Source organism: Kitasatospora sp. McL0602, from assembly GCF_052076145.1.
GTDB lineage: Bacteria > Actinomycetota > Actinomycetes > Streptomycetales > Streptomycetaceae > Kitasatospora.
In genome coordinates this window covers 3,337,430-3,363,373 of record NZ_CP197246.1, presented here as the reverse complement: position 1 = coordinate 3,363,373, position 25,944 = coordinate 3,337,430, and the positions used below count along the sequence as shown (strand labels likewise).

The 25,944-nt window shown below is 72.6% G+C and carries 24 protein-coding genes; 10 read left to right on the top strand and 14 right to left on the bottom strand.

Translation table 11 applies throughout. From position 1 onward, the window contains the following. The 4 genes from ACR68M_RS15195 to ACR68M_RS15180 form a co-directional block, all read right to left on the bottom strand. Nucleotides 1–495 (bottom strand): copper chaperone PCu(A)C, encoded by a 495-nt coding sequence (locus ACR68M_RS15195; protein WP_441251026.1) that lies wholly within the window; start codon nt 493–495, stop codon nt 1–3. Beyond that, entirely contained in the window at nt 492–1,160 is a 669-nt protein-coding gene (locus ACR68M_RS15190; RefSeq protein ID WP_441251025.1) for an SCO family protein, read from the bottom strand. Before ACR68M_RS15190 ends, ACR68M_RS15195 begins: the two co-directional genes overlap by 4 nt. Before the next feature lie 85 nt (nt 1,161–1,245). Next, complete coding sequence (locus tag ACR68M_RS15185) at nt 1,246–1,974, bottom strand: YcnI family copper-binding membrane protein (protein ID WP_441251024.1); 729 nt, start codon at nt 1,972–1,974, stop codon at nt 1,246–1,248. A gap of 130 nt (nt 1,975–2,104) precedes the next feature. Then, a complete protein-coding gene (locus ACR68M_RS15180) occupies nt 2,105–2,950 on the bottom strand; it encodes a hypothetical protein (RefSeq protein WP_441251023.1) in 846 nt (281 codons plus the stop codon). Between the two features lie 230 nt (nt 2,951–3,180). Here ACR68M_RS15180 and ACR68M_RS15175 point away from each other — a divergent pair, with 230 nt between their 5' ends. The 5 genes from ACR68M_RS15175 to ACR68M_RS15155 all read left to right on the top strand — a co-directional run bounded on the left by ACR68M_RS15175 (nt 3,181) and on the right by ACR68M_RS15155 (nt 7,790). Beyond that, the gene (locus ACR68M_RS15175; RefSeq protein WP_441251022.1) at nt 3,181–3,825 is read left to right on the top strand and encodes an ATP-binding protein; all 645 of its coding nucleotides are present in this window, start codon (nt 3,181–3,183) and stop codon (nt 3,823–3,825) included. A 228-nt stretch (nt 3,826–4,053) separates the two neighbouring features. Further along, nucleotides 4,054–4,959, top strand: coding sequence for a LysR family transcriptional regulator (locus tag ACR68M_RS15170; protein WP_441251021.1), 906 nt, complete (start codon nt 4,054–4,056; stop codon nt 4,957–4,959). 95 nt (nt 4,960–5,054) lie between these two features. Beyond that, nucleotides 5,055–6,119 carry an allantoicase gene (gene alc / locus ACR68M_RS15165; RefSeq protein WP_441251020.1) on the top strand — a complete coding sequence of 355 codons (1,065 nt, stop codon included), beginning with the start codon at nt 5,055–5,057 and terminating at the stop codon, nt 6,117–6,119. A gap of 50 nt (nt 6,120–6,169) precedes the next feature. Continuing rightward, the gene (locus tag ACR68M_RS15160; RefSeq protein WP_441251019.1) at nt 6,170–6,424 is read left to right on the top strand and encodes a hypothetical protein; all 255 of its coding nucleotides are present in this window, start codon (nt 6,170–6,172) and stop codon (nt 6,422–6,424) included. A gap of 49 nt (nt 6,425–6,473) precedes the next feature. Further along, on the top strand, nt 6,474–7,790 hold the full coding sequence (locus ACR68M_RS15155; RefSeq protein ID WP_441251018.1) for an amidase: 1,317 nt from the start codon (nt 6,474–6,476) through the stop codon (nt 7,788–7,790). Nucleotides 7,791–7,866: 76 nt separating this feature from the next. Here the strand turns inward: ACR68M_RS15155 and ACR68M_RS15150 are convergent, their stop codons facing one another. Next, complete coding sequence (locus ACR68M_RS15150) at nt 7,867–8,091, bottom strand: DUF5302 domain-containing protein (RefSeq protein WP_441251017.1); 225 nt, start codon at nt 8,089–8,091, stop codon at nt 7,867–7,869. A 312-nt stretch (nt 8,092–8,403) separates the two neighbouring features. On the opposite strand from ACR68M_RS15150, the gene ACR68M_RS15145 reads away from it, so the two are divergent. Then, nucleotides 8,404–9,225, top strand: coding sequence for a protein phosphatase 2C domain-containing protein (locus ACR68M_RS15145; RefSeq protein WP_441251016.1), 822 nt, complete (start codon nt 8,404–8,406; stop codon nt 9,223–9,225). Between the two features lie 165 nt (nt 9,226–9,390). Further along, entirely contained in the window at nt 9,391–11,400 is a 2,010-nt protein-coding gene (locus ACR68M_RS15140; protein ID WP_441251015.1) for a phosphocholine-specific phospholipase C, read from the top strand. A 69-nt stretch (nt 11,401–11,469) separates the two neighbouring features. On the opposite strand, the gene ACR68M_RS15135 is transcribed toward ACR68M_RS15140, so the two are convergent. The 3 genes from ACR68M_RS15135 to ACR68M_RS15125 all read right to left on the bottom strand — a co-directional run bounded on the left by ACR68M_RS15135 (nt 11,470) and on the right by ACR68M_RS15125 (nt 16,121). Next, on the bottom strand, nt 11,470–12,420 hold the full coding sequence (locus ACR68M_RS15135; protein ID WP_441251014.1) for a pirin family protein: 951 nt from the start codon (nt 12,418–12,420) through the stop codon (nt 11,470–11,472). Between the two features lie 114 nt (nt 12,421–12,534). Next, entirely contained in the window at nt 12,535–15,225 is a 2,691-nt protein-coding gene (locus tag ACR68M_RS15130) for a BTAD domain-containing putative transcriptional regulator (RefSeq protein WP_441251013.1), read from the bottom strand. After that, nucleotides 15,225–16,121, bottom strand: coding sequence for an AfsA-related hotdog domain-containing protein (locus ACR68M_RS15125; protein WP_441251012.1), 897 nt, complete (start codon nt 16,119–16,121; stop codon nt 15,225–15,227). The genes ACR68M_RS15130 and ACR68M_RS15125 overlap by 1 nt, the downstream gene beginning before the upstream one ends. A 555-nt stretch (nt 16,122–16,676) precedes the next feature. On the opposite strand from ACR68M_RS15125, the gene ACR68M_RS15120 reads away from it, so the two are divergent. Next, complete coding sequence (locus ACR68M_RS15120) at nt 16,677–17,390, top strand: response regulator (RefSeq protein WP_441251011.1); 714 nt, start codon at nt 16,677–16,679, stop codon at nt 17,388–17,390. A 49-nt stretch (nt 17,391–17,439) separates the two neighbouring features. On the opposite strand, the gene ACR68M_RS15115 is transcribed toward ACR68M_RS15120, so the two are convergent. Genes ACR68M_RS15115 through ACR68M_RS15100 form a run of 4 tightly spaced genes read right to left on the bottom strand, consistent with a single transcriptional unit; the run spans nt 17,440 to nt 21,298 of the window. Then, nucleotides 17,440–17,979, bottom strand: coding sequence for a TetR/AcrR family transcriptional regulator (locus tag ACR68M_RS15115; protein WP_441251010.1), 540 nt, complete (start codon nt 17,977–17,979; stop codon nt 17,440–17,442). 8 nt (nt 17,980–17,987) lie between these two features. Beyond that, nucleotides 17,988–18,308: a ferredoxin gene (gene fdxA / locus ACR68M_RS15110; protein ID WP_441251009.1), complete on the bottom strand. Its 321-nt coding sequence runs from the start codon at nt 18,306–18,308 to the stop codon at nt 17,988–17,990. Between the two features lie 22 nt (nt 18,309–18,330). Continuing rightward, complete coding sequence (locus tag ACR68M_RS15105; protein ID WP_441251008.1) at nt 18,331–19,389, bottom strand: 2-oxoacid:ferredoxin oxidoreductase subunit beta; 1,059 nt, start codon at nt 19,387–19,389, stop codon at nt 18,331–18,333. Continuing rightward, the gene (locus ACR68M_RS15100) at nt 19,382–21,298 is read right to left on the bottom strand and encodes a 2-oxoacid:acceptor oxidoreductase subunit alpha (RefSeq protein WP_441251007.1); all 1,917 of its coding nucleotides are present in this window, start codon (nt 21,296–21,298) and stop codon (nt 19,382–19,384) included. The genes ACR68M_RS15105 and ACR68M_RS15100 overlap by 8 nt, the downstream gene beginning before the upstream one ends. Nucleotides 21,299–21,478: 180 nt before the next feature. On the opposite strand from ACR68M_RS15100, the gene ACR68M_RS15095 reads away from it, so the two are divergent. Then, a complete protein-coding gene (locus tag ACR68M_RS15095; protein WP_441251006.1) occupies nt 21,479–22,489 on the top strand; it encodes an alpha/beta fold hydrolase in 1,011 nt (336 codons plus the stop codon). Beyond that, on the top strand, nt 22,486–23,253 hold the full coding sequence (locus ACR68M_RS15090) for a thioesterase II family protein (protein ID WP_441251005.1): 768 nt from the start codon (nt 22,486–22,488) through the stop codon (nt 23,251–23,253). The genes ACR68M_RS15095 and ACR68M_RS15090 overlap by 4 nt, the downstream gene beginning before the upstream one ends. Nucleotides 23,254–23,317: 64 nt before the next feature. Here the strand turns inward: ACR68M_RS15090 and ACR68M_RS15085 are convergent, their stop codons facing one another. Together ACR68M_RS15085 and ACR68M_RS15080 are read right to left on the bottom strand one after the other, a co-directional pair. Beyond that, entirely contained in the window at nt 23,318–24,346 is a 1,029-nt protein-coding gene (locus ACR68M_RS15085; protein WP_441251004.1) for a ketoacyl-ACP synthase III family protein, read from the bottom strand. 116 nt (nt 24,347–24,462) lie between these two features. After that, a complete protein-coding gene (locus tag ACR68M_RS15080; protein WP_441251003.1) occupies nt 24,463–25,902 on the bottom strand; it encodes a DHA2 family efflux MFS transporter permease subunit in 1,440 nt (479 codons plus the stop codon). Nucleotides 25,903–25,944 lie beyond the last annotated feature (42 nt).

Below are 25,944 nucleotides of genomic sequence, written 5' to 3'. Positions count from 1 at the left end.
CTAGCTCCCCGGTCGGTAGGTGAGGGGCTCGACCGGCACCTGGACGGTGACGGTGGCGCCCTTGGCGAAGGTCAGGTCGAGTTCGAGGTGGTCACCGACGACGGGGGCCTTCGCCCATCCCATGATCATCAGGTGGTTGCCGCCCCGGGCCAACGCCAGTGTGCCGTGCGCGGGCACCGGCAGGGCGTCGACCTCCTCCATGGTGGTGCCCGTGGAGCGGTGCATCGTGACCGAGGAGGCGGCCGGGCTGCTCACCTTCACCAGCTGGTCCTCGCCGCCGCTGTTGCTGACCGTCAGGTACCCGGCGCCCATGCCGCCCGGGGTGGCGGGCAGCGGTATGTACGAACCGGAGACGGTGAGCTCGCCGGGGCCTTCGCCGTCGGCCGTGCCGCCGCCGCAGGCCACCAGCAGGGTGCCCGCCGTCAGCACGGTGGCCAGCCCGGCGCCGATCAGGGCGCCCCGGCGGAAGCGGCGCGGGTCGTGCGGGCCGCTCATGCGGGCACCCCCTTGGCGAGCAGGGCCAGGTCGTGGGTGTACGTCTCGACGGAGCTGCTGCTCAGGTAGAGCAGGTGCGCCTTGTCGTCGGAGGGCAGGAAGGCCAGCACCTGGGCGCCGTGGGTGGAGGTGACGCTGCCGTCCTTGTTGACGATCGGGTCCTCGACCATCACGCCGAGCGGCTTGGCGGCCGCCTTCACCTTCTCCAGGTCACCGGTCAGCCCGACGAAGCTCTTGCCCATCGAGTCGAGCCAGGTGCGCAGCACCTTGGGGGTGTCGCGGACGGGGTCGGTGGAGACGAAGACGACGTCGATCTTCTTCTGGTCCTCGGGGGAGAGCTTGGACATCGCGACCCCGATGTCGCCCATCGTGGTCGGGCAGACGTCCGGGCAGCTGGTGTAGCCGAAGAAGAGCAGGGTCGGGTGCCCGGCGGTCTCCTTCCGCAGGTCGTACGGCTTGCCGGCGGTGTCGCCGAGCACCAGGTCGGGCTTGTCGAAGTGCTTGCTCAGCACCGTGGCCTGGTACGGGGAGCTGCTGGTCTCCCGGGTGACCTTGGCGGGGCCGTCGGCCGAGCTGCCGCTCGAACCGCAGGCGGTGAGGGCGAGCGCGGCGGCCAGCCCGAGGGCGGCCGCGCCGAGCAGGCGGGGGCGGATGTGACGTGCCATGGCGGTGGATCCCATCGGTGGAGTGCTGCCGGCCGGGGCGGCGCAGGCGGTTTCGGGCGCCTGCGCCGCCCCGGCCGGACGGGGCTCAGCTGGTCTTGCGGCGCAGGCCCATGACACCGAGCGCGGCGCCGATCACGCCGACCACGATGCCGACCACGCCGAGCGTGCGGGCGGCGTTGTCGGAGCTCTTCGCGGTGGCCGTGCCGGTGATGGCGGCCTTGTCCTGGGACGCCCCCATCGCGTGCTGGTCGGTCGCCGCGGCGGCCTTGGTGAGGGTCAGGGTCGGCGCGGGGTGGGCGGGCTCCGCCTGGCCCTCCTTGGCCTCGTCGATCCAGCGGACGACGTCACCGTTGTCGTAGGTCTGGAGCGCCTTGAAGGTCATCTTGTCGGCGTCGGCAGGCAGTGCACCGAGCGAGAGCCGGAACTCCTGGAACTGGCCGGGGGCGATCTTCGTACCGGCGTCGGCGGTCCAGGTGACCTTGGAGACGGCCTCGGTGATGTCCTGGCCGTGGGCCTTCAGCGGCTTGTCGAGCTTCGACTTCTCCATGGTGGCCGTCCAGCCCGGCAGCGGCTGGGTGCGCACCGAGGCCAGCGGGTGGTCCATCGGCAGGCTGACCTCGATCTTCACGGTGCTCGCGGTGTCGCTCTCGTCCGGCACCCGGAAGGCGACGGCGGTGTAGCCGCCCTGGGTCGCGGTGCCCGGCTGCACGGTCACGTGCGCGAAGGCGGGGGCCGCGAGGGCGACGACGGCCGAACCGGCGACGGTGGCGACGGCGGCGACGGCGGCGAGACGGCGGGCAGGGGTGATGCGCATGGAGTTCTCCAACGGGAGACGGGCACGCGGGCAGGCCGTGGAGGCGGCGCGCGTGCGCGAGGGGCTGAGGGGTGGTGCCTGACCGGTGTCCGGTCGGTGCGCGCGCCCGCAGCTCCCCGAGGGGGCTCGCTCAGCGCGCGAAGGCCGCCACCGGCGGGCCCCGCCGCAGCAGGCTGTGCCGCAGCGCGGCGGCGGCCGGCAGCGGCCAGTCCTCGGCCCGCTCCAGCCGGCTCGCGGACGGCTGCGCCGCGCTGCCCAGCAGCACGGCGGCGAGCAACGCGAACGCCCTCCGCAGCGGCGCCGCGTACTCCTTGGCGACCGTCGCGGCCAGCTCCAGCAGCCGCCAGAGCGCGGCCTCGCCGCGCCGCAGCCACCAGCCGGCCAGCACGGCGGCGGCGAGGTGACCGAGCAGCATGTTCGGGCTGAGGCCCAGCAGGGCGGCGTGCGGCGCGGCGGCCGCGTACGCCTGCGGGTCGAGCCCGGCGGCGCTCACCACCTGCTCGGGGGTGGTGCCGGGCGGGACGACCGTCAGCCCGTCGTGCGGCCGGTCGTCGCAGAGCAGCTGCCCGGCGATCTGGGTGAGCGTCAGCGGGCCGCCCCGGCCCGCCATCCCGGGCATGCCCGCCATGCCTGCCATACCTGTCGGCGCTGCCATCGCGGACATGTGCCCGGAGCAGAAGTGGAAGAGCAGGTGCAGCCCGAGCTGCCCCGCACCGAGCGCCCCGGAGATCGCGAGCAGCGAGCGCTCCCGGCCGCCGAGCAGCGCGGCCACCGCGCAGACGGCGGCGAACCCGGCCGCCAGCGTCGTCGGCGACACCTCACCGGCACCGACCAGGGCGTGCCCGGCGGCGGCGATCAGGGTGCAGACCAGCGCGAACGGCACCGCGCGTGCCAACCGCAGATCCCAGGCCGCGGCCGGTCCCGGGAGACCGGGTACGGCGGCGCCTGTCTGCGGGGCGGCGAGGTCGGGAAGCATGGCCGGGACATCATCTCATCGCGTACGGGACGCCCCCAGGGAGGGTCAGGAAATACATCAGAATGCCCCGTTCGGCCCCGGCGCGTACCCCGGGGTGTGCGCCGCTCGGCACACCGTGCAGCCCCAGTCCATCCGCCGAACGGGCGGTACCGGCCCCGGCGGACGGTTCACCGCCGGATCGCTCGGAGATACCTAGTTGTATGTGGAGCCGCAGCCAGGAGGGACCTCCCGTGGACATCTGGTGGACTCTGCACCTCAAGCGCGACCCGGCCAGCGTCCCGCTGGCCCGGCGCATCCTGCTCGGCGCCATGGAATCCGCCGGCGTCGACCCGCAGATCGCGTACGACCTCGGCATCGCCCTCACCGAGGCCTGCGCCAACGCCGTCGAGCACGCCGTCTCCGGCTGCCCCGACGCGGGCTTCCAGGTCACCGCCTCGCTGGACGGCGACCGCCTCCGGATCGAGGTCACCGACTCCGGCCCCGGCCTCCCCCCGGTCGCGGCCCCCGCCGCCCCGGGCCCGCTGCCCCGGCTGCGCCGCCAGCCCGCCCCCGCCGTCCGGCCCGCCGCCCGCCGCCGCACCCGCCGTGGCCGGGCGACCCTCCCCGCCCCCGTCCCGACCCGCCCGCGCAGCGACCGCCCCGCCCCCTACGACACCCACGTCCTCCAGACCCGCCGCCCCACCCCGCCCGCCGCCTGCACCCCCGAGTTCGACACCCTCCCCGACCTCTACGGCGAGAGCGGCCGGGGCCTCTTCCTCATCCACGCCCTCACCGACCACGTCCAGCTCCGCAACCACCCGCTGCGCGGCGCGGTCGTCAGCTTCGACAAGCTCCTGAAGTGGCGCGACGACGCCCTCCTGCCTGCGGCCTGCTAGCTGCCCGCCTGGCCTGGCCCGGCAGATGCCGGTGGAGATGGCGGACCGTCTGGCCTCCGACAGCACTGTCACGTCGTAGTCGGAGTCCTGCAGGACTTCGCCGCCAGCGCGAGGGCGCCGGGTGTGGACTGGACGCCGATCAACAGTGCTCTACGGACCTCGGCCATGGGCTCCCCTCCCCTGGCGGGAGGACCATGATGCCCCGCTTGTCGCGCCTAGGCTGGCGGTATGACGGACTGGGATCTGCGCAGGCTGCGGGTGTTGCAGGCGCTCGACGAGTGCGGCACGGTGACGGCCGCTGCCGAGCGGTTGCTGTTGACGCCCTCGGCGGTGTCGCAGCAACTAGCCGCGTTGGCAAAGCAGTTGGGTGCGCCGATGGTGGAGCCGTACGGGCGGCGGGTGCGGCTGACGAGTGCGGCGCGGCTGGTGCTGGGCCATGCCGAGCGGGTGTTCGGGCAGCTGGAGCAGGCGGAGGCGGAGCTCGCGGGCTATCTGCACGGTGCGGCGGGGGAGGTGCGGGTGGGGGCCTTCGCCACCGCGATCGGTTCGCTGGTGGTGCCGGTGGTCGGCCGACTTCGCGCGGCTGCACCGCAGTTGACCGTCCGGGTGGCGGAGGCGGAGGCTGCGGAGGCGTACCGGCTGCTGGTGGCGGGGGAGGTGGACCTCGCGGTGTCGCTGGCGGTGCAGCAGCCCGCGCCGGGTGACCCGAGGTTCGTCCGGCGGTCGCTGCTGAGCGATCCGCTGGACGTCGCGCTGCCGGAGGGGCACCCGCTGGCGGCCGCGCCCGGTCTGCGGTTGGCCGATCTGGCGGCCGAGCCGTGGATCTACGGTGCGGCGGGGCCGTGGTGCGAGATCACCCTGGCGGCCTGCGCGGATGCGGGGTTCGTGCCGGAGCGGGCGCACACGGCGGCCGACTGGGCGGCGATCCTGGCGATGGTCGGGGGCGGGCTCGGGGTCGCGCTGGTGCCCCGGCTGGCGCTGGCCGGGCGGCGGGCCGGGGTGGTGGTGCGAGCGCTGCCGGAGGATCTGCCGACCCGGCAGGTGGTGGCGGCCGTCCGGACGGGGACGGAGGGCGCTCCGCCGCTACGGCGGGTGCTGGACGAGCTGACCGCGGTGTCCTTGAAGCTGAACTGAACGGTTTGATCAGAACTTTTCGATGGACCTGAAAGGTCGGCGGGGAGGAAGGTGGAGCTACCGACACCGAGCCGAGCAGAGACGAGGCCCCGCAGATGTCCACCGATGCCACCGATACCACCGTCGGCCCCTATGCCGGGGGAGACCCGTACGCCGACTACCGCAGCGGCGAGTTTGCCTTCACCACCCTGACCGACCTCGCCGACCGCCGCCTCGGCGGCGCCGTCGTCGCGGCGGGCGACGAGTTCTTCGCCGAGCGGGAGAATCTGCTGTTGCCCGGCCGGCCCGAGTTCCGGCCGCACACCTTCGGCAACAAGGGCCAGCTGATGGACGGTTGGGAGACCCGCCGCCGTCGGGGCGCCGACGGGGCGGGCCCGGCCGCCGCCGACCACGACTGGGCGCTGATCCGGCTCGGGGTGCCCGGCGTCGTGCACGGGGTGGTCGTCGACACCGCACACTTCCGGGGCAACAACCCGCCCGAGATCTCCGTCGAGGCGGCCGAGCTGCCCGGCACCCCGGGCCCGGCCGAGCTGGCCGCCGCCGACTGGCGCCCGCTGGTGCCACGCTCGCCGGTGCGCGGGCATGCAGCCAACGGCTATGCGACGAAGGACCGTTCACGCGTCACCCACCTGCGGCTCAAGCAGTACCCGGACGGCGGCATCGCCCGCCTGCGGGTGCACGGCGAGGCCCGGCCGGATCAGGCCTGGCTGGCGGCGCTCGGTACCTTCGACCTGGCCGCGCTGGAGAACGGCGGCGTCGTCGAGGATGCCTCGGACCGCTTCTTCTCCTCGCCGGCCAGCGCGACCATGCCCGGCAAGTCCCAGGTGATGGGCGACGGCTGGGAGACCAGGCGGCGCCGCGACCAGGGCCACGACTGGCTGCGGCTGCGGCTCGCCGGGCGCGGTCTGATCCGGGCCGTGGAGATCGACACCGGCAACTACCTGGGCAACGCGGCCGGTTGGGTCGCCCTGCACGGCCGCGACGGCGAGAACGGCGAGTGGTTCGAACTGCTGCCCAGGCTCGCGCTCCAGCCGGACACCGTCCACCGGCTGCTGCCCGCCTCACCCCGCCCGGCCACCCACGTCCGCCTCGACGTCTTCCCGGACGGCGGCATCGCCCGGCTCCGCCTGCACGGCAGCCTCTGCACCGAGCAGCTCTGACGGCGTAACAGGAATTGCCCACCCGGCCCCGGACTTCGCAGCATGGTGCTGTGGAACATCAGATGCGCGCCGAGTACGGCCCCAACGGCCGGTCCGCCGGAGTGAAGACCTGGCACATCGTCGCCGGTGACACCGGGACGGCCATGTGCGGCAAGGAGCTCCAGCCGGATTCGGAGACCCGCGACCCGGCCCAATGGGGTCAACAGCCGAACCTCTCCTGCCACACCTGCGGCGCCCTCCTGCTCCGCGAGTCGCCGTACCTCCCGGCCGAGCACGAGGACGGCCCGAAGCCCTCCGCCTGGTAGGCACGCGCGCTGGTAGGCACGCGCGGGCGTTGGCCGTAGCGTGGGAGTCATGGAGCCCTTGATCCAACACGTCCCGCTGCGGGCCGGCCACCCCGAGCTGCCCGAGTACGTCGACCAGCTCTGCACCCGGATCGACCAGGTCGACCCGGTCGTCCAGGCCTTCGTGCCGGAGGCGGGCCGCTACGAGCGGCTCACCGCCGAGGCCGCCGCGCTGGTCCGGCGGTACGAGGGGCACGAGGGGCGTGAGGGGAACGAGCAGCACGAGCGGCCGGTGCTGTACGGCGTGCCGGTCGGCGTGAAGGACGTCGTCCACGTGGACGGGCTGCCGACGCACGGCGGCTCGGCCCTGCCGCCCGGGGTGCTGGGCGGCCCGGAGGGTACGGCGATGCGGCGGCTGCGGGCGGCCGGGGTGCTGATGGCGGGCAAGACAGTGACGGCCGAGTTCGCGGTGCTCGCCCCCGGGCCGACCCGCAACCCGCACAACCCGGGTCATACGCCCGGGGGTTCGAGCAGTGGTTCGGCGGCGGCGGTGGCGGCCGGGCTGGTGCCGCTGGCGATCGGCACCCAGACCGTCGGGTCGATGATCCGCCCGGCGGCGTACTGCGGGGTGGTCGGCTACCGCCCGACGTACGGGCGGATCCCGACGGACGGGGTGATCGCGCACGCGCCGAGCCTGGACGTCCTCGGGGTGTACGCCGCCGAGCTGGCGGGGGTCGATCTCGCGGCCTCGGTGCTCTGCGACGAATGGACGCACCAGGCTCCCGGGGACGGCGAGTTGGTGGTCGGAGTGCCGGACGGGCCGTACCTCGACCGCGTCCTGCCCGGGGCCCGGACGGTCTTCGAGCAGCAGTTGAAGGAGCTCGCGGAGCTCGGGGTGACCGTCCGGCGGGTGCCGGTGATGTCGGGCTTCGAGGATCTCGTCCGGCAGCTGCGGGTGGTCATCCGGTACGAGCTGGCCCAGGTGCACGAGGACTGGTTCGCCCGGTTCGGGCGGCTCTACCGGCCGGAGACCGTCGCCGCCATCCGGCTCGGGCGGGAGCTGGACCCGGACGACCACCGGGCGGCGCTGCGGGCCCGGGAGCTGTTCCGGGAGGTGCTGGCCGACACTATGGCCGCCGCTGGGATCGACCTGTGGATCGCCCCCGGCGCGCCCGGCCCGGCACCGGCCGGGCTGGAGACCACCGGCGACGCCGTGATGTCGCTGCCGTGGAGCTTCGCCGGGCTCCCGGCGGTGAACGTCCCGGCGGGGGAGACGCCCGACGGCCTTCCGTACGGGCTCCAGTGCGTCGGGCCCGAGGGTGGGGACGAGCGGCTGCTGCGCCAGGTCCGCAGGATCGAGGGCGCGCTCAGCCGGGTGTGGGCCTGACCCGACTTCGGGGGTGACACACCGCAGGCGCGGGCCTGGGTCCGGTGGACCCGCGCCCGCGCCTGCGGCCGACGGCTCAGCCGCCGCTCTTGCGGCGGAAGTTGCGCTTGGACGCGGCAGCCGCGTGGGTGCCGTGGATCTTCGACGGGTCGCCGCCGGCGCCGCCGGCACCGCCCTTGCCGCCCTTCTTCTGGGCCAGCGCGGCGAGGAACTTCGCCTTGACGTCGTCCTGCTCCGGGGCGGGCGCGGTGGCCGCCTGCTCGGCCTCGGAGCCCTCGGGTGCCACTGCTTCGCTGCTCATGCAGACCTCCTTGGCGGATCGGAGACCCCTACGGTCTCCCCCCCACACTTTCCCACGTCCGGAGGGCCGTCCGGCCCTCACCGCTTCTCGTCGGGGAAGCGCGGGCCGCCGATGAAGAACAGCAGAGCCGCGGTCGGGAACCCGATCGCGGCGACAAGGAGCACGAAGAACTGCCACACCATGACGGCCTCACTGAGGGTCTGTCGGGGGATCTTGGTCCTCCGACGCTAGACCGGGCCCCCGCGCCCCGCCACCGGAAGAGAACGCTGCACGGGGCTGGGCGCGGCCCGGCCGGGGACGCACACTGGCGGGATGCACGTACAGCTCGCGGACGAACCGCAGAAGCCGGGCCGGACGAGTGAGGACTTCGCGGCGGCGACGCCGGAGGCCCTGGTACTGCTCGACGGGGCGAGTGCCCCGGTCGGCATGGAGTCCGGCTGCCGGCACGGCACCGCCTGGTACGTCCGCAGACTCGGGGTCCACCTGCTGGCCCGGCTGACCGACCGCTCGGACCGGTCGATCGCCGAGTGCCTGGCCGACGCGATCGCCGAGACGGCGGCGCTGCACGGCGGCCGCTGCGACCTCGGCCACCCCGGCACTCCCGCCGCGACGGTGGTCGCCGCCCGGCTGCACGGCAGCTCGCTGGAGTACCTGGTGCTCGGCGACTCGATGCTGGTCCTCCAGTACAAGGACGAGTCCGTCCGCCCGATCGGCGACAACCAGCGCTTCTCCGGCGGCGACGAGCTGCGCCGCCAGATCTGGGCGACGGTGCCGGGCTCGGACGAGCGGGCCGCCCTGCACACCCGCTACACCCTGGCCGTCCGGGCCGCCCGCAACACCGGGCGCGGCCCGTGGATCGCCGCCGCCACGCCGAGGGCGGCCGGGCACGCGGAGACCGGCTTCGTCCGCCTGGACGACCTGCGGGCCGTCGCCGCCCTCACCGACGGCGCCGCCCGCTGGACGGACCGCTTCGCGCTCGGCAGCTGGGCCGACGCGCTCCGCCTGCTCGGCGAGTCCGGGCCCGGCACGCTGATCGGCGAGGTCCGGGCGGCGGAGCTGACGGACCCCCGGTGCGAGCGCTGGCCGCGCGGCAAGGCGCACGACGACGCGGCGGCGCTGTACGCGCGGATCTGAGCCTCGCCAGGGTGCGCCCGGGGGTCTTCGCGTCACGCGGAGGACCGGAGCCGTTCACTGCACAAGGGTGTTCCCGTCATGCCTCGGGTCGGCAGACTTGTCCAGCCAAGTCGGGCTCAGTTGTACAGCCAACTGGGCCTGTTCTGTCGTCCCCAAGGAGCTCAGGTGGAACCCCTTTCGCGACGCAAGTTCATCAGCATGGCAGCCGTCACCGCCGGTGCGGGTGCCACTCTCTCGGCTCTGCCGGAGTCGCTTCAGCAGGCCGTCGCCGCCCCGGCGGTCGCGGGCACGGGCACGATCAGCGACGTGCAGCACGTGGTGATCTTCATGCAGGAGAACCGGGCCTTCGACCACTACTACGGCACGATGAACGGCGTCCGGGGCTTCGGTGACCGCAACGCGATCACCCTGCCGAGCGGCAAGTCGGTGCTGTACCAGCCGTACTCGAACTCCGACGGCTACATCCTGCCGTTCCGGATGAACACCGCGACGACCAGCGCGATCTGCGTCAACGCCCCGGCGATGAGCTACCCGGTCGACACCGCGATCTTCAACAAGGGCAAGTACGACTCCTGGAACACCGCCCGCACGCCGGGCCTCGGGATGGGCTACTTCAACCGCACCGACCTGCCGTTCTACTACGCGCTGGCCGACAACTTCACCATCTGCGACGCGTACTTCTGCTCGACGCTGACCCAGACCAACCCCAACCGGCTGCACCTCTTCACCGGCTCCAACGGGCTCTCGGTGGGCCAGTCGGCGGTGCTCGACAACACCGAGCCGTCGGCGGGCTTCAGTTGGACGACGTACGCGGAGCGCCTGGAGGCGGCGGGCGTCAGCTGGAAGGTCTACCAGCAGAGCGACAACTTCGACGACAACGCGCTCGCCTGGTTCGCCAACTTCAAGAAGGCCAAGCCGGGTTCGGCCCTGCACGACAAGGGCATGGCGACGGTGCCCGACCTCGTCGCGGCGTTCAAGAGCGACATCGACAACGGCACGCTGCCGCAGGTCTCCTGGATCGTCGCGCCGGCGAACCTCTCCGAGCACGCCAACTACAAGCCCGCGTACGGCGAGGACCTGACGGCCCGGCTGCTGAAGGTGCTGGCGGCCAACCAGGCGACGTGGTCGCAGACCGCGTTCATCCTCAACTACGACGAGAACGGCGGCTTCTTCGACCACATGCCGCCGCCGGTGCCGCCGGCCTCCTCCTCGCAGGGCATCAGCTCGGTGAGCACCACCGGGGAGATCAGCGCCGGGCAGCCGATCGGCATGGGCCCCCGGGTGCCGCTGATCGTCGTCTCGCCGTGGACGCGTGGTGGATACGTCAACTCCCAGGTCTTCGACCACACTTCGGTGATCCGCTTCCTGGAGCAGCGCTTCGGCGTCAAGGAGCCGAACATCAGCGCCTGGCGCCGGTCCGTCGCCGGTGACCTGACCTCGGTCTTCGGCTTCGGCGCGGCGGCGAGCGGCTTCCCTGCGCTGCCCGACACCAGCACGTACGTCGGCGCGGCCGACAACGAGTGCTCGACGCTGCCCGCCCCGGTGGTGCCCTCGGTGCAGAGCCGGCCGGTGCAGGAGTCGGGCGCGCGCCCGGCCCGTGCGCTGCCGTACCAGCCGAACGCCAACGGGCGCACGGACTGCTCGGGCGGCAAGTTCTGGATCGACATGACCAACACCGGCTCGGCGGGCGTCGTCTACTACGTCTACCCGAACGCCTACCGCACCGACGGCCCGTGGCTCTACACCGTCGGCGCCGGGGCGAAGGTCTCCGACTACTGGTCGGGGGGCACGCCCACCGGCGCGTACGACCTCTCGCTGTACGGCCCGAACGGCTTCCACCGGCGCTTCAAGGGCAACCGCTCGACCGCCTGCGGCAGCGGGGCGGCCCTGCTGGAGGTGGCGTCCTCGTACGACACCGTGAACGGCCGGATCAACCTGACCTTCAGCAACACCGGCGGCACGGCGGCGACGGTCACCGTGACCGACAACGCCTACGGCACCGGCGGCCCCTGGACGTACGCCGTCCCCGTCGGCGGCTCAGCCAGCGCCTCCTTCGCCACCACCCGCGGTTGGTACGACCTCACCGTCACGGCCCCCACCCCGGACGCCTTCCTCCGCCGCCTGGCCGGCCACCTGGAGAACGGCACCGACACCATCACCGACCCGGCCCAGTAGCACCGGCAGACGGAAACGGGGAGCCGCGCGGATCGCGCGGCTCCCCGTTCCGTTCAGCGGCGGGCCGAGTCAGTCGACGGGCTGGCCGAAGGCTCCCGACTGGTAGTCCAGCATGGCCTGCTGGAGCTCCTGGTGGCTGTTCATCACGAACGGCCCGTAGTGGGCGACCGGTTCGCGGATCGGCTGCCCGCCCAGGATGATCACGTCCAGGTTGGGGTGGCGCGAGTCCTGCTTGGCATCGGCGGCGATGGTGAGGGTGTCGCCCTCGCCGAAGACCGCCGCCTGGCCGGAGCGGATCGGGCGGGCCTCGGCGCCGACGGTGCCGTCACCGTTCAGGACGTACGCGAGGGCGTTGAAGTCCTTGCGCCACGGGATGGTCAGCTGGGCGCCGGGGGTGACGGTGGCGTGGATCAGCGTGATCGGGGTGTGGGTGCTGCCGGGGCCCTGGTGGCCGTCGAGCTCGCCCGCGATCAGGCGCAGGATCGTGCCGCCGTCCGGGGTGGAGACCAGCTTGACGTGCCCGCCGTGGATGTCCTGGTAGCGCGGGGTGGTCATCTTGTCGGAGGCGGGCAGGTTGACCCACAGCTGGATGCCGTGGAAGAGGCCGCCGGTCATGACGAGTGACTCGGGCGGGGTCTCGATGTGCAGGATGCCCGAACCGGCAGTCATCCACTGGGTGTCGCCGCCGCCGAGGTGGCCGCCGCCGCCGTGCGAGTCCTTGTGGATGAACTCGCCGTCGATCAGATAGGTGACCGTCTCGAAGCCGCGGTGCGGGTGCCACGGGGTGCCCTTGGGCTCGCCGGCGGCGTAGTCCACCTCGCCCATCTGGTCCATCATGATGAACGGGTCGAGGTACTTGGTGTTGATCTTGGCGAAGGCGCGGCGGACGGGGAAGCCCTCGCCCTCGTAGCCCTCGGGGGCGGTGACCACGGTGAGGACCGGCCGGGCTGCCGTGACGGTGGGGTCGGGGGTGGTGACGCGCGGGAGGGTCAGCGGGTTGTCGACGGTCACGGCGGGCATGTCGGCCTCCTTCGGGGGTTTCTCTGGCCTGTGCCCCTGATAGTAGTTCAACGCTCAACAAGATGCAAGGTTGAACGTTGAACTACATTCACGGGCGTACCCGACCACCCTCGCTCAGGCGCCGCCGACCAGCCACACCCCCGGCCGCACCTCCACCGCCTCCGGCCGCTGCCGGTCCGCCCAGTCGATGACGTGCTCCTGGACGCGGTCGATCGACCGGCTGCCGAACTGGGTCCACCGTCGGTCGCCGAGGCGCTGCGCCGCGTCCACGAACTCCCCGAGGCCCAGCAGGGCGTCCTCCGCCCGCCCCGCCAACAGGTGTGCCAAAGCCACCCCGCGCAGCACGTCCGCCCGGCCGCGCTGCCCCTGGGGCTCGTCGCCGAACAGCTCGGCCGCCTGCGCGTAGAGCTTCCCCGCCTGGCCCGGCTCGCCGTCGGTGAGCGCGACGTCCGCCAGGCCGACCAGGCAGCGCGCCTCGCCGAGCCGGTCGCCCGCCGCGTGGTGGATCACCCGGGCCGTCTCGTAGTGCTCGGTCGCCTGCGGCCCCAGCCGCTGCTGCCAGGCCAGATCCCCGAGCGAGGCCAGCACCGTCGCCCGCGCGCCCGGATGCTCGGCGCGGTGCGCCGCCGACAGGGCCAGCTCGTGCGTCGCCGCCCAGTCGTCCCAGACCGAACCTGCCTCGAAGTACCCCGCCAGCGCCCGCGTCAGCTCCCAGGTCAGCAGCCAGAGCCCGGCGGTGTGCGCCTGCCGGACGGTGCCGACCAGCCCCGCCGCCTCGTCCTGGAACCAGCGCGCCGGGTTGTCACCCACCACCTGCGCGCAGGAGAGCGGACCGGCGCCACCGGCCGGCCGCTCCGAGCTCTCCGGGGTGAGCAGCGCGGCGGCGTACTGCGCGTACGAGAGGAAGGCCGTCGCCAGCCGCTCCGTCCCGGCCTCGACGGCGCCGGGCGGGTCGGCGGCGAGCAGTTCCAGGGCCAGCGTGCGCAGCAGTCGGTGGTAGCTGTAGCGGCAGGGCTGGCCCGGGGCGCTGCGGCGCACCCCGAGCAGCTGGGACTCGACCAGCCGCTCCACCACCTGCTCGGCCTCCGCCGGAGGCAGATCGAGCAGCGCGGCGGCCGTCCAGAGCGGGAAGTCCGGCACGGCCGCCAGTGCGAGCAGCCGGAAGGCGCGCTGCTCGGCGGGCCCGACCTCGCGGTAGCCGACCAGCAGGCTGGCCCGGACGTCGAGATCGCCGGCCACGAAGGGCGTCAGCCCGGCGCTCTCGTCGGCCAGCCGGGCCGCCCAGTCGGCGGCGGACCAGTGCGGGCGGGCGGCCAGACCGCTCCCCGCGACTCGGACGGCCAGCGGCAGGCAGCCGCAGAGCCGGACGATCTCCCGCCCGGCCGCCTGGTCCTCGGCGAGCCGGGGCCCGACGATCGACGCGAGCAGCCGCTGCGCCTCGGAGGGCCGCAGCACGTCCAGCACCAGGTGGCGGGCGCCGTCCAGGCCGGTCAGCGGGCGTCGGCTGGTGACCACGGTGAAGACGTCCGGCATCGCCGCGAGCACCGGCCGGAGCTGGTCCTCGGATGCGGCGTCGTCGAGCACCACCAGCAGGCGGCGCCCCTCGACGGCCCGGTGCAGGTGCGCGCCCAGCTCGGCCGGGTCGGCACCGATCTGGTCCGTCCGGCCCGCGCCCAGGCTGCCGGTTGCTGCCTGGTCGCCGGTTGCCGGACCGATTCTGCGGAGCAGGCCGAGCATGGTCTGCGCGGTGTCCAGGGCGCGGTCCTGGGAGCCGCGCAGCGCCAGCATCACCTGGCCGTCGGGGAAGCTCTCGGCGTTCCGCCGGGCGAACTCCGCCGCGAAGGTGCTCTTGCCGACACCCGCGCGGCCGCCGACCACCAGCACCTGGCGGCCACCGGGCCCGTTCTCCCCGGGCAGCAGCTTGGCGGCCGTCGCCAGCGCGGCCTCCCGCCCGGTGAAGTCGACGGTGGCGGGCGGCAGCCAGAGCGCCGGGGCGCTGGGCTGCGGCCGGGCCGGGGTCGGGTCCTGCCAGGCCAGCAGCGGGTCGGAGCGCAGGATGCGGTCGTGCAGCCGCCGCAGCCCGGCGCCGGGCTCCACCCCGAGCTCGTCCACCAGCGCCTTTCGGGCCCGCCGGTACGCCTGCATCGCGTCCGACTGCCGGTCCGAACGGTAGAGCGCGACCATCAGGTGGGCGTGCAGGGTCTCCCGGTACGGGTGCTGGTTCACCAACTCCATGAGCTCGCCGGTGAGTTCATGGTGACGGCCGAGCCGCAGATCGGCGGCGATGCGCTGCTCCAGGGTGACCGTGCGCAGCTCCTCCAGCCGGACGCTGGTGGTGGCCAGCACCGGGCCGTGCGGCACGCCGGAGAGTGGCAGGCCGGTCCAGAGCGCCAGGCTCGCCCGCAGGTCCGTCGCGGCGGTGGCGAAGTCGCCCTGGTCGTACGCCTCCTTGCCGGTGCGGCGCAGCGTCTCGAAGCGGCTCAGGTCGAGTTCGGGCTCGCTCACGGAGAGCCGGTAGCCGGGTGGCACGGTGTGCAGACGGCGGTCGGCGGCGCGTGATTCGGACGGTATCTCGCCCAGCGCACGCCGGAGTTGGGAGACGTAGACCTGGAGGGTGGTGGCCGCGGTGCGCGGCGGGTGGATGTCCCAGAGCTCGTCGATCAGGGCCGCCGTGGAGACGGCCTCGTTCGCCCGGACGAGCAGCGTCGCCAGCAGCACGCGGACCTTGGCGGCGGTCGGCGTGTGCGGGGTCATGCTGATCGGGCCGAGCACGCGGAATCTGATGGGATCTCCGGCCGTCGACATCAGTAGTCCTGGAGGACGACGGTGTCGACGGCGGCGATCTGCCGGGTGCCCTGGTGCAGCGTGAGTGCGACCGGCAGGGCCGGCCGTCCGTCGGCGGAGCGGGCCAACTCGCCTGCCGTGGCCCGGCAGTGGAGCGGTAGATCGGGCTCGGCGAAGCCCTGGAAGCGGGCGTTCCAGCGGCCGAGCACGCAGCTGCCCGCAGTGAAGCCGTGCAGCTCGCCGGCCAGCAGCAGGGCGGCCTGCCTGGTCGCCTCGATCAGCACCAGGGCGGGCACGTGGTCGGTCGTCGCCTCGGCGTACACCTCGTTGCGCGGGTCGGTGACGACCTCGACCACCAGCTCGCCCTCCGGGGTGAGCAGCGGCCGGCCGAGCACCACGTTGACCTGGTCGGCCCGGCCGACGGACCGTGCGGGCGGCGCCGACGTCCACTGCTCGCCCTCGGCCGGGCCGGTGAAGTCGGAGCGGCTCATCACCCGGCCGCGCTCGCGGTGGTTCTGGTAGACCCTGGGCATCAGGAAGACCAGCCGGGCGGCGGCGGTGCCGCAGCGCCTGCCCTCGACGTAGAGCGTCGACTCGCACTCCAGCCCGCGCGGCACACCGCTCACCACGTCGGCCGGGCTGAGCGTGATGTCCATCGCCAGGTGCGTCGGGCCGGGCGTGCGCCGCCACGGCTCCAGCTCCGTCACCGCGACCTCCGTCGCGGCGAACACGGCGGGCCGCTCCTGCGGCACCCGGAAGTAGCGGTGCGAGACGAAGAGGGCGGTGCGGCGCAGGACTTCGGCCGGGGAGTGCAGGTCGTGGAAGAGGTCGGCGCCGTCGTTGAAGAGCGGGTGCCGTTCGGGTAGCAGGGCCGAGACGGCGAACTGCTGCTCGGTGGGGCCGGTGGTGCCGAGCACTACTCCTTCGGGGGTGTTCGGCCGGTGCACCAGATGGTGCACCAGGGCCGAGGCGCCCGGTACCGGCGTCGGCGAGGGCTGCCGGCGAACAGCTTGATCGAGGGTCTGACCTGGTGCTTTCTCTGGCACGGTGATCTCCACTCGTAAGCGCAGCTGCGGGCTGGTACAGCCGGAGGAGGCGAGACCCGTAGCCGGCGGACGCTCCCCCCGTCCGCGATCAGGTTAGGAAGCCCACCGGCGGACCGGTTAGGACCGGCGGTACTCGATTGGGCCGAACGGGCGGTACTCCCGGTACCGAGGTGGTGACGGTGCGTCGAGCGACAGTTCGCACCACGGGTGTCCGTGCGAGCCGACTGGCGGTCGTTCGGAGGTTTCAGCCCGCAGTGTCGCAACTCCCTGCTCGTACTTGCGAAACAAGCCCGGTGCGCGTTGACCGGCCTTCTCGGCCGTCCTGACAATCGCTGTACGTGACAGTGTCATTCCGGGGCAATCCAGGTCCTGGTGGCGGGCGCGGTCTGTGCGGTGAGCGCGGTCGATACCGAGGGACGGTGAACGGTGAACGGTACGTCGGAGGAGTACGGCGGGACGGGTGACATGGAGCCGGCCCCCGGCCGGATGCGGCGGGCCCTCGTCGTGGACCAGTGGCCGCTGGTGCGGTGGGCCGTCTCCGGCCTGCTGCGGGACGCGAACATCGTCGAGACGGTCGCGGCCGCCGCCACCGCGGAAGCCGCCTGGCGGCTCTGCCAGGACACCCGGCCCGACCTGGTGGTCACCGACTGCGACCTGCGCGCCCCCTGGGACGGCATCCGCCTCGGCCGTCGGCTCAAGGCCCTCACCGGCGCGCCGCTCGTCCTCGTCTACACCGAGCGCAGCGAGCTGAGCGTCGTCATCGAGTGCCTGCGCGGCGCCGCCGACGGCTTCGTCCACCGCTCGGTGGAGACCGCCGCCGTGGTCGAGGCCGTCGGGAGGCTCGTCGCCGGGCGGCACGTCTGGCTCACCAGCCAGGAAAGCCCGAGGGAGGACGAGTGCTGGATGGCGGCCGACCTCCAGCAGGGCGGCATGACGGTGCGGGAGCGCGAGGTGCTCGGTCTGCTGCTGCGGCGCTTCTCCAACGACGAGATCGCCGACGAACTCCACCTGGCCCGGCAGACGGTGAAGAACTACGTCAGCACGGTGCTGCAGAAGCTCGAGGTCTCCTCACGGCGCGAACTGTACGGCCGGATGTGGGCCGCGGACCCGGCCGCAGGGCCGGTCGGCGTCGGACGCTGAGCCCAGGGGCGCAGTTCCCCGCGCCCCTGGGCTCACCAGCTGCGTCGGGCTAGCCGGCGGGCAGCGCCCGGAGGCCGGTGGTGAAGAGTTGGACGAGCAGGCCGCGGGCTTCGGCGGAGCCGCCGAGGGCTGCGGAGGCGAGGGCGACCGCGCGCAGGGCCTGAGTGGCGTGACGGAGTTCGCTCTCGGGGAGTTCGTAGCCGCGGAGGGCTGCGGCCATCACCACGTCCAACTGGTCGGCGGAGCCGGCGACTCCGGGCTGCTGCTCGCGGGAGACCAGCAGGGCGTAGCGGTGCGGCTGGCGCTCGGCGTAGTCCTGATGGGCGCGGAGCAGGGCGGAGACGGCTTCGGCCGAGCTGCGGCCCTGGACGGCCTCGCGGAGTTCGGTGCCGAGTTCGGCCCGTACCCGGTCGGAGGCGAGGGCGCGCAGATCGGCGAGACCCTTGACGTGCTTGTAGAGGGACGGGGTGGCGACACCCGTGTGGGCGGCCACCGCGGCGAGGGTGAGCGCGCCGGGGCCGCGCTCGTCGACGACGGCGAGTGCGGCGGTCACTACGGCGGTGGTGTCGAGCCCGACTCCGCGCGGCACGGCGGGCCTCAGCCCTGGCTCGGGACGAAGGCGCTCACCACGGGGTGGTCCTCGCTGAACGACGGCACGGTCGAGGCCCCGCCCGGCGAGCCGAGGGGGATGAAGACCTCGGCGTTGGCGCGCGCGAAGTCGGACCACTCATCTGGGAGTTCGTCCTGGAAGAAGATCGCCTCGACCGGGCAGACCGGCTCGCAGGCCCCGCAGTCGACGCACTCGTCCGGGTGGATGTACTGCGAGCGCTGCCCCTCGTAGATGCAGTCCACCGGGCACTCGTCCAGGCAGGCTCTGTCCTTCACGTCCACGCAGGGGGCGGCTATCACGTACGCCATGGGAGATCCCTTCCGGGGCAGGCTAGTTGACGGTCCAGGTGTCGTTGCCGGTGAGCAGGGTGGTGAGGTCGCCGGGGCCCTGTTGCTGGACGGCGGTGGCGAGTTGGTCGGTCATGAGGGTGTCGTAGACCGGGCGCCGGATGTCGCGCAGGACGCCGATGGGGGTGTGGTGGAGTGTGTCGGCGTCGGCGATGCGGGTGAGGGCGAAGGCGCGGGCGGGGCTGGTGGCGTGGGCGTCGTGGATCAGGACGTCGGCGCGGTTGGTGTCGGTGAGGGCGGCGGTGTGGAGTTCGCCGTCGTTGTCGCGGAAGACGCCTTGGCCGGCGGAGGTGATGGGTTGGCCGTGTTCGAGGCGGATGAGGGCTTCGTCGCGGGTGGCGCCGTCTTTGGATGTCGCAGCTTTGAGGATTTCGAAGGCGCCATCGTTGAAGATGTTGCAGTTCTGGTAGATCTCGACGAGGGCGGTGCCTTCGTGTTCGGCTGCGGCGCGGAGCACGGAGGTGAGGTGTTGGCGGTCGGAGTCGATGGTGCGGGCGACGAAGGTGGCTTCGGCGCCGATGGCCAGGGAGAGGGGGTTGAAGGGGTGGTCGAGGGAGCCCATGGGGGTGGACTTGGTGATCTTCCCGATCTCGCTGGTGGGTGAGTACTGGCCTTTGGTGAGGCCGTAGATGCGGTTGTTGAAGAGCAGGATCTTGAGGTTGACGTTGCGGCGCAGGGCGTGGATGAGGTGGTTGCCGCCGATGGAGAGGGCGTCGCCGTCGCCGGTGACGACCCAGACGGAGAGGTCGGGGCGGGAGGCGGCGAGGCCGGTGGCGATGGCCGGGGCGCGGCCGTGGATGGAGTGCATGCCGAAGGTGTTCATGTAGTACGGGAAGCGGGAGGAGCAGCCGATGCCGGAGACGAAGACGGTGTTCTCGCGCTTGATGCCGAGTTCGGGCATGAACGACTGGACGGCGGCGAGGATCGCGTAGTCACCGCAGCCGGGGCACCAGCGGACCTCCTGGTCCGTCTTGAAGTCCCGGGCCGCGAGCGGCGTTTCGGACTTCGGCACCAGACTCAGCGACCGGAAGCTGTCAGACATGGCTGGGGGCTCCGTCCGAGAAGGCGGTGAGGCCGGCGAGAGCCGTCCGGAGTGCGTCGGCGAGCTGCTCGGCCTTGAACGGCAGGCCGGTGACCTGGGTGAACGACTGGACGTCGACCAGGAATTCGGCGCGGAGCAGCAGGGCGAGTTGGCCGAGGTTCATCTCGGGCACGATGACCCGGTCGTAACTCTTCAGCACCGCACCGAGGTTGGCGGGGAAGGGGTTGATGTTCCGCAGGTGGGCCTGGGCGATCCGCCCGCCCTCGCGGCGGATCCGCCGGACGGCGGCGGTGATCGGCCCGTAGGTCGAGCCCCAGCCGAGCACCAGCACCCGCGCGTCTGCCGTCAGGTCGTCCACTTCGATCGGGCGGACGGCGATGCCGTCGACCTTGGCACGCCGGGTGCGGACCATGTGCTCGTGGTTGGCGGGGTCGTAGGAGATGTTGCCGGTGCCGTCCTGCTTCTCGATGCCGCCGATCCGGTGCTCCAACCCGGCCGTGCCCGGCACCGCCCACGGACGGGCCAGCGTCTGCGGGTCACGCTTGTACGGCCAGAACACCTCCGCGCCGTCCTCCAGCACGTGGTTCGGGCCCTGCGCGAAGTCCGGCGCGATCACCGGCAGTTCCTCGACGTCCGGGATGCGCCACGGCTCCGAGCCGTTCGCCAGGTACCCGTCCGAGAGCAGCAGCACCGGAGTCCGGTAGGTCACCGCGATCCGCGCCGCCTCCAACGCCGCGTCGAAGCACTCCGCCGCCGTCGCCGGAGCCACGATCGGCACCGGCGCCTCACCGTTGCGCCCGAACATCGCCTGCAACAGATCCGCCTGCTCGGTCTTGGTCGGCAACCCCGTCGACGGCCCGCCCCGCTGGATGTCCACCACCAGCAACGGCAACTCCAACGACACCGCCAACCCGATCGTCTCCGACTTCAACGCCACACCCGGCCCCGACGTCGTCGTCACACCCAACGCCCCACCGAACGCCGCACCCAGCGCCGCACCCACCCCGGCGATCTCGTCCTCCGCCTGGAAGGTCCGCACCCCGAAGTTCTTGTGCCGGCTCAACTCGTGCAGGATGTCCGACGCCGGAGTGATCGGATACGACCCCAGGAACAACGGCAACCCACTGCGCCGCGCCGCCGCGATCAACCCGTACGACAGCGCCAGATTCCCCGAGATGTTCCGGTAGGTGCCGGGGGGGAAGGTGCTCGGCGCGACCTCGTAGGAGACGGCGAAGTCCTCGGTGGTCTCGCCGAAGTTCCAACCGGCGCGGTACGCGGTGATGTTGGCCTCGGCGATGGCGGGCTTCTTGGCGAACTTCTGCCGCAGGAAGGCTTCGGTGCTGTGGGTGGGCCGGTGGTACATCCAGGACAGCAGGCCGAGCGCGAACATGTTCTTCGCCCGTTCGGCGTCCTTGCGGGCCAGGCCGCTGTCCTTCAGCGCCTCCACCGTCAGCGAGGTGAGCGGCACCGGGTGCAGCCGGTACGCCTCCAGCGAGCCGTCCCCGAGCGGGTCGGCCGCGTAGCCGACCTTCGCCAGCGCCCGCTTGGTGAACTCGTCGGTGTTGACGATGAGTTCGGCGCCGCGCGGGAGGTCGGCGAGGTTGGCCTTGAGGGCGGCCGGGTTCATCGCGACCAGCACGTTCGGCGCGTCGCCCGGGGTGAGGATGTCGTGGTCCGCGAAGTGCAGCTGGAAGCTGGAGACACCCGGCAGCGTCCCGGCAGGGGCCCGGATCTCGGCGGGGAAGTTCGGCAGGGTGGAGAGGTCGTTGCCGAACGACGCCGTCTCCGAGGTGAAACGGTCACCGGTGAGCTGCATACCGTCACCCGAGTCCCCCGCGAACCGGATGACCACCCGGTCGACCTGCTGGACGACCTTGCTCGGAGCGAGAGCTTCTGCCTCTACTGTCACGGGAGTCGGACCCCTCTCGGATGCGGGACACGCCTGGCGTACGGCACTCTCCCGCCGTCGCCTTGCGCTGCCCTTAAGAGACCCAGCCGAGCCCCGGCGGGCCGGTCGGTCTTAAGAGCACCGCAAGCCCCCGGCGCGAAGCTCTTCGCACACCGTTTCGGAGCGAATGTAGGAGGCGCTGTGGCGACGACCAATGCGGGGTCTGCGAACGGGCAGCCGCGCCCGGCCGCGGCGCTGAACGAGATCCGCCTGCGGACCCGGGTCGTCCACGGCTACCGGCGGGCCTTCCGGATGGCCGGGCGGGGCAGCGCGGTGCTGCTCGTGCACGGGATAGGCGACTCCTCGACGACCTGGGCGGAGGTGATGCCCGGCCTGGCCCAGCGCTACCGGGTGATCGCCCCCGACCTGCTCGGGCACGGCGCCTCGGACAAGCCGAGGGGTGACTACTCGCTCGGCGGCTACGCGAACGGGATGCGGGACCTGCTCTCGGTGCTGGGCATCGAGCGGGTCACCCTGGTCGGGCACTCGCTCGGCGGGGCGGTCGCGATGCAGTTCGCGTACCAGTTCCCCGAGCGGACGGAGCGGCTGGTGCTGGTCGGCACCGGCGGGGTCGGGCGGCAGGTGACGCCGGTGCTGAAGGCGGCCACCCTGCCGGGGGCCAACCTGGTGCTGAGCGCCCTGCGGCTGCCGACCATGCGCACGCAGCTCGGCCTCTTCGTGAAGCTGATGCAACTGCTCGACACCGGCCTCGGGTTGGACGCCCCCGACCTGCTGCGGGTGGTGGACGCGCTGCCGGACGCCACCTCGCGCAACGCCTTCATCCGGACGCTGCGGGCGGTGGTCGACTGGCGCGGCCAGGTCGGGACGATGCTCGACCGCTGTTACCTGACCCAGGGCATGCCCACCATGCTGGTCTGGGGCGAGCGCGACCAGGTGGTGCCTGCCGTCCACGCGGGGATAGCGGCCGCCTCGATGCCCGGCAGTAGGCTCGAACTCTTCCCGGAGGCGGGGCACTTCCCCTTCCGGTCGGACCCGCAGCGCTTCATCTCGGTGCTGCGTGACTTCATCGAGACGACCGAGCCCGCGCACTTCAGCCCCGAGGAGTGGCGTTCGATGCTGCGCGGCCGGAGCCCGCAGATCCGCAAGCTCAGGCCGGTAGCGGCCGTGGCGAAGGTGAGTGAGGCCGTATGACGCGATATCTGCCGGGAGGCGGCACGGCGGGCAGGGAGGACGTCGGCCTGCGGATGCTCTGCTTCCCGTACGCGGGCGGCGCGGCGTCCACGTACGTCCGGTGGCAGCGGCTGCTCGGGCCGGACGTGCGGGTGCTGCCCGTGCAGCTGCCCGGACGGGAGGGGCGGATGGCGGAGAAACGCTTCACCAATCTGCCGGCCCTGATCGACGATCTGGACGAGGAGCTCGGCCCCGAGCTGGAGCACCCGCACGTGCTCTTCGGCCACAGCATGGGCGCGCTGATCGCCTTCGCGCTGGCCGAGCGCCGGCACGCGCGCGGCGCCCGCCCGGCCGAGGCGCTGCTGCTGAGCGCCTACCGGGCCCCGCACCTGCCGCCGCCCGAGTTCGCCGCGCCGGATGCGACCGAGCACGATTTGGTCGAGAGCCTGGTCTCGCTCGGCGGCATCCCACAGGTGCTGCTCGACCACCCCGACTGGCTCTCCGCCCTGCTCCCGATCGCCCGGGACGACCTGCTGATGTGCTCCGGCCCCGGCCCGAGCGGCACCGTGCCGCTGCCCTACCCCGTGCACACCTTCGCCGGGCTGGACGACGTGCTCGTCACCCCCGAGGAGCTGCTGGAGTGGGAGCGCTACGCGGCCGGCCTCTTCGACTCGCGGACGGTGCCCGGCGGGCACTTCTTCATCCGGGAGAGCGAGGCCGAGTTCCTGGCCGAACTCCGGGACGTCCTGGCCAGGTTGACACCGCCCAGGATCGCCGTGCACTGACCGGGCACGACCACCACCTCCGTCGGCGCCGGGAGACCACCGTCTCCCGGCGCCGACCGCGTTGTCACGGCGCCCAGTTGGTCACCTGCACCACGGCCGCCGACCAGCTGAAGCCCATCGCCGCACCGATCAGGAGGATCAGGTCGCCCTGCCGGGCCCGTCCGCTCTCCAACAGCTGGTGCAGCCCGAGCAGTTGGTCCGCCCCGCCGACGTGGCCCACGTCCAGGCCCCAGTCGTGCATCGTCCGGCCGGCGTCGATGCCGAGCGGCTTGTGGAACTGGACCTCCGCGAAGGGCGTACCGAAGTTGGCGTGCACGAGGTACGAGATCTCGCCGAGCGTGGTGCCCGCGTCCCGCAGGGCCTGCCCGACCACCGCGTGCAGCCGCTCGGCCAGGCCGCCCATCGCGGCGGCCGGGTCGGGCTCGTTGGCGAGCCAGGCGAGCTTGCGCCCGCGCAGGTCGACGGCGCCCGGCCGGCTGAACGGCGAGTCCGTCCAGCCGTCGTAGCCGCGGAAGACCGGCTCCAGCTCGGGCGTCGCGGCGGAGGCGGTGGAGCGCAGCTGGAGCGGGCCGCCGTAGCGCGAGAGCACGAGGGCGGCGGCGCCGTCGCCGAAGACGCCGTTGTTGTCCGAGCGCCAGCGGTCGAAGCCGGGCCCCCGGAAGGCGTCCGCGCAGGTCACCAGCACGGCGCGGTGGTCAGGCCGGCTCGCCAGGTGCGAGGCGGCCAGCTCGGTCGCCGCCAGGCCCCCGTTGGCACCCGGCTGGATGTCCAGGGCCATCGCGGTGCCGCCGATCACCTCGCGCTGGACGTAGTGCGCGGGCGTCCACATGTCCTGGCCCTGGTGGTACATCGAGGCGTGCAGGACGAGCCCGAAGTCGGCGGTCTTGTGACCGCTGCGTCTGACCGCGCGGGACGCTGCGGCCACCGCCATGTCCACGGCGGGCATCCCCGGTGGGGCGACGGTGACGGCGCGGATCTGGTAGTCCAGGTACTCCTGTTGGTCGAAGGCCCCCGAGGCGGCGGCGTCGGCCGCGCTGGTCGGCGGCGGGAGGTAGGCGCCCAGCCCGGCGATGTAGAGGTTGTCCCACTTCATGACCCAACTCCTCTGAGAAGAACACCAGTTCGTGAGGTGCGAAACGACAGACCGCCGGTTCCGCCAGGGGGATGGGCGGAACCGGCGGTCTGGGGTGGAGTGACCCGTGCGGGCCGTCAGGAGGCGTCGGTGAGAACGGCGGGCTCGACGGGGGCGGGCTCCGCCTTGCCGAGACCGCGGAAGCCGAACACACCGTTGAGGAAGCTCAGCGCGAGCATCACCAGGAGCGCGGTGAAGGCGATGCTGAGGCCGTCCACCAGAGCGGTGTTCGCGCTGGTGCCCTTGGCGATCTCGTGCGCCGCACGGTTGTTGAAGACCGTCACCGCGATGGCCAGGCCGAAGGCGGCGCCCAGCTGGGTCGAGGCGTTGAGCAGGGCGGAGGTGGTGCCGGCGTCCTCCTCGGTGGCCTGCGAGGTGCCGACCACGGGGGTGGCGATCAGGCAGAGGACCAGGCCGACACCGAAGAGGCCGGCCAGCGGCAGCATGAAGCTCCAGAAGCTGCCGTGCTGCGGGATGCCGATGGCCAGCGCCAGCGTGCCGCCCAGGATCAGCGTGCCGAGCAGGTACATCGGGCGGGCGCCGACCTTGGTGATCAGCTGCGACGCGATCGGGGCGCAGATCATCAGGCCGAGGCTGGTCGGGATCCAGGCGAGACCGGTCTGCAGCGGGCTGTAGCCGAGCACACCCTGGAGGTAGAGCGGGATCAGGAAGAAGATCGGCATCATCAGGCCGGCGGTCAGGAACTCGCCGAGCGCACCCGAGACGACCGCCCGGCTGCGGAACAGCCGCAGCGGGACGAGCGGCGCGGAGCTGCGGCCCTCGACGATGACGAAGGTGACCAGCAGGACGATCGCGAGGGCGAAGGTGCCGAGCGTCTGCGCCGAGCCCCAGCCGTGCTGGTCGGTGGTGACGATGCCGTAGACCAGCAGCAACACGCCGCCGGTGGCCGTGGCCGCGCCGACCAGGTCGACGGGCGGACGCGGGCCGCTGCGGACGCTCTTGGCGACCAGTGCGACGGCGCCGATGCCGACGATCAGGCCGATCGGCACGTTGATCCAGAACGCCCACCGCCAGTCGGCGTTGGCGATCGCGCCGCCGATGATGGTGCCGATGCTGGCACCGATGCCGATCACCGCACCCCAGATGCCGAAGGCCTTGCTGCGCTCGGCCGGGTCGGGGAAGGAGGTGACGAGGATGGAGAGCGAGGCGGGCGAGAGCGCGGCGGCGGCGATGCCCTGCGCGGCCCGAGAGGCCAGCAACTGGCCCTCGCTGTGGGCGAATCCGGCGGTGAACGAGGCGATGGTGAAGACAGCCAGGCCGCTGATGAACACGGCCTTCCGGCCCAGCACGTCGGCCAGCCGGCCACCGAGCAGCAGCAGGCCGCCGAAGAGCAGGACGTAGATGTTCATGACCCATTGCAGGCCGGTGGTGGACAGGCCGATCGACTCCTTGAGGCGCGGGCCCATCACGTTCACGACCGACGAGTCGATGGCGATGATGAACTGCGCGAGGGAGACGACGATCAGCACCCACCAGCGCTTCGGGTTGGATACCACGGCCGCAACTCCGGGCGATCGGTTGGCGGAGGCCCCGGAACC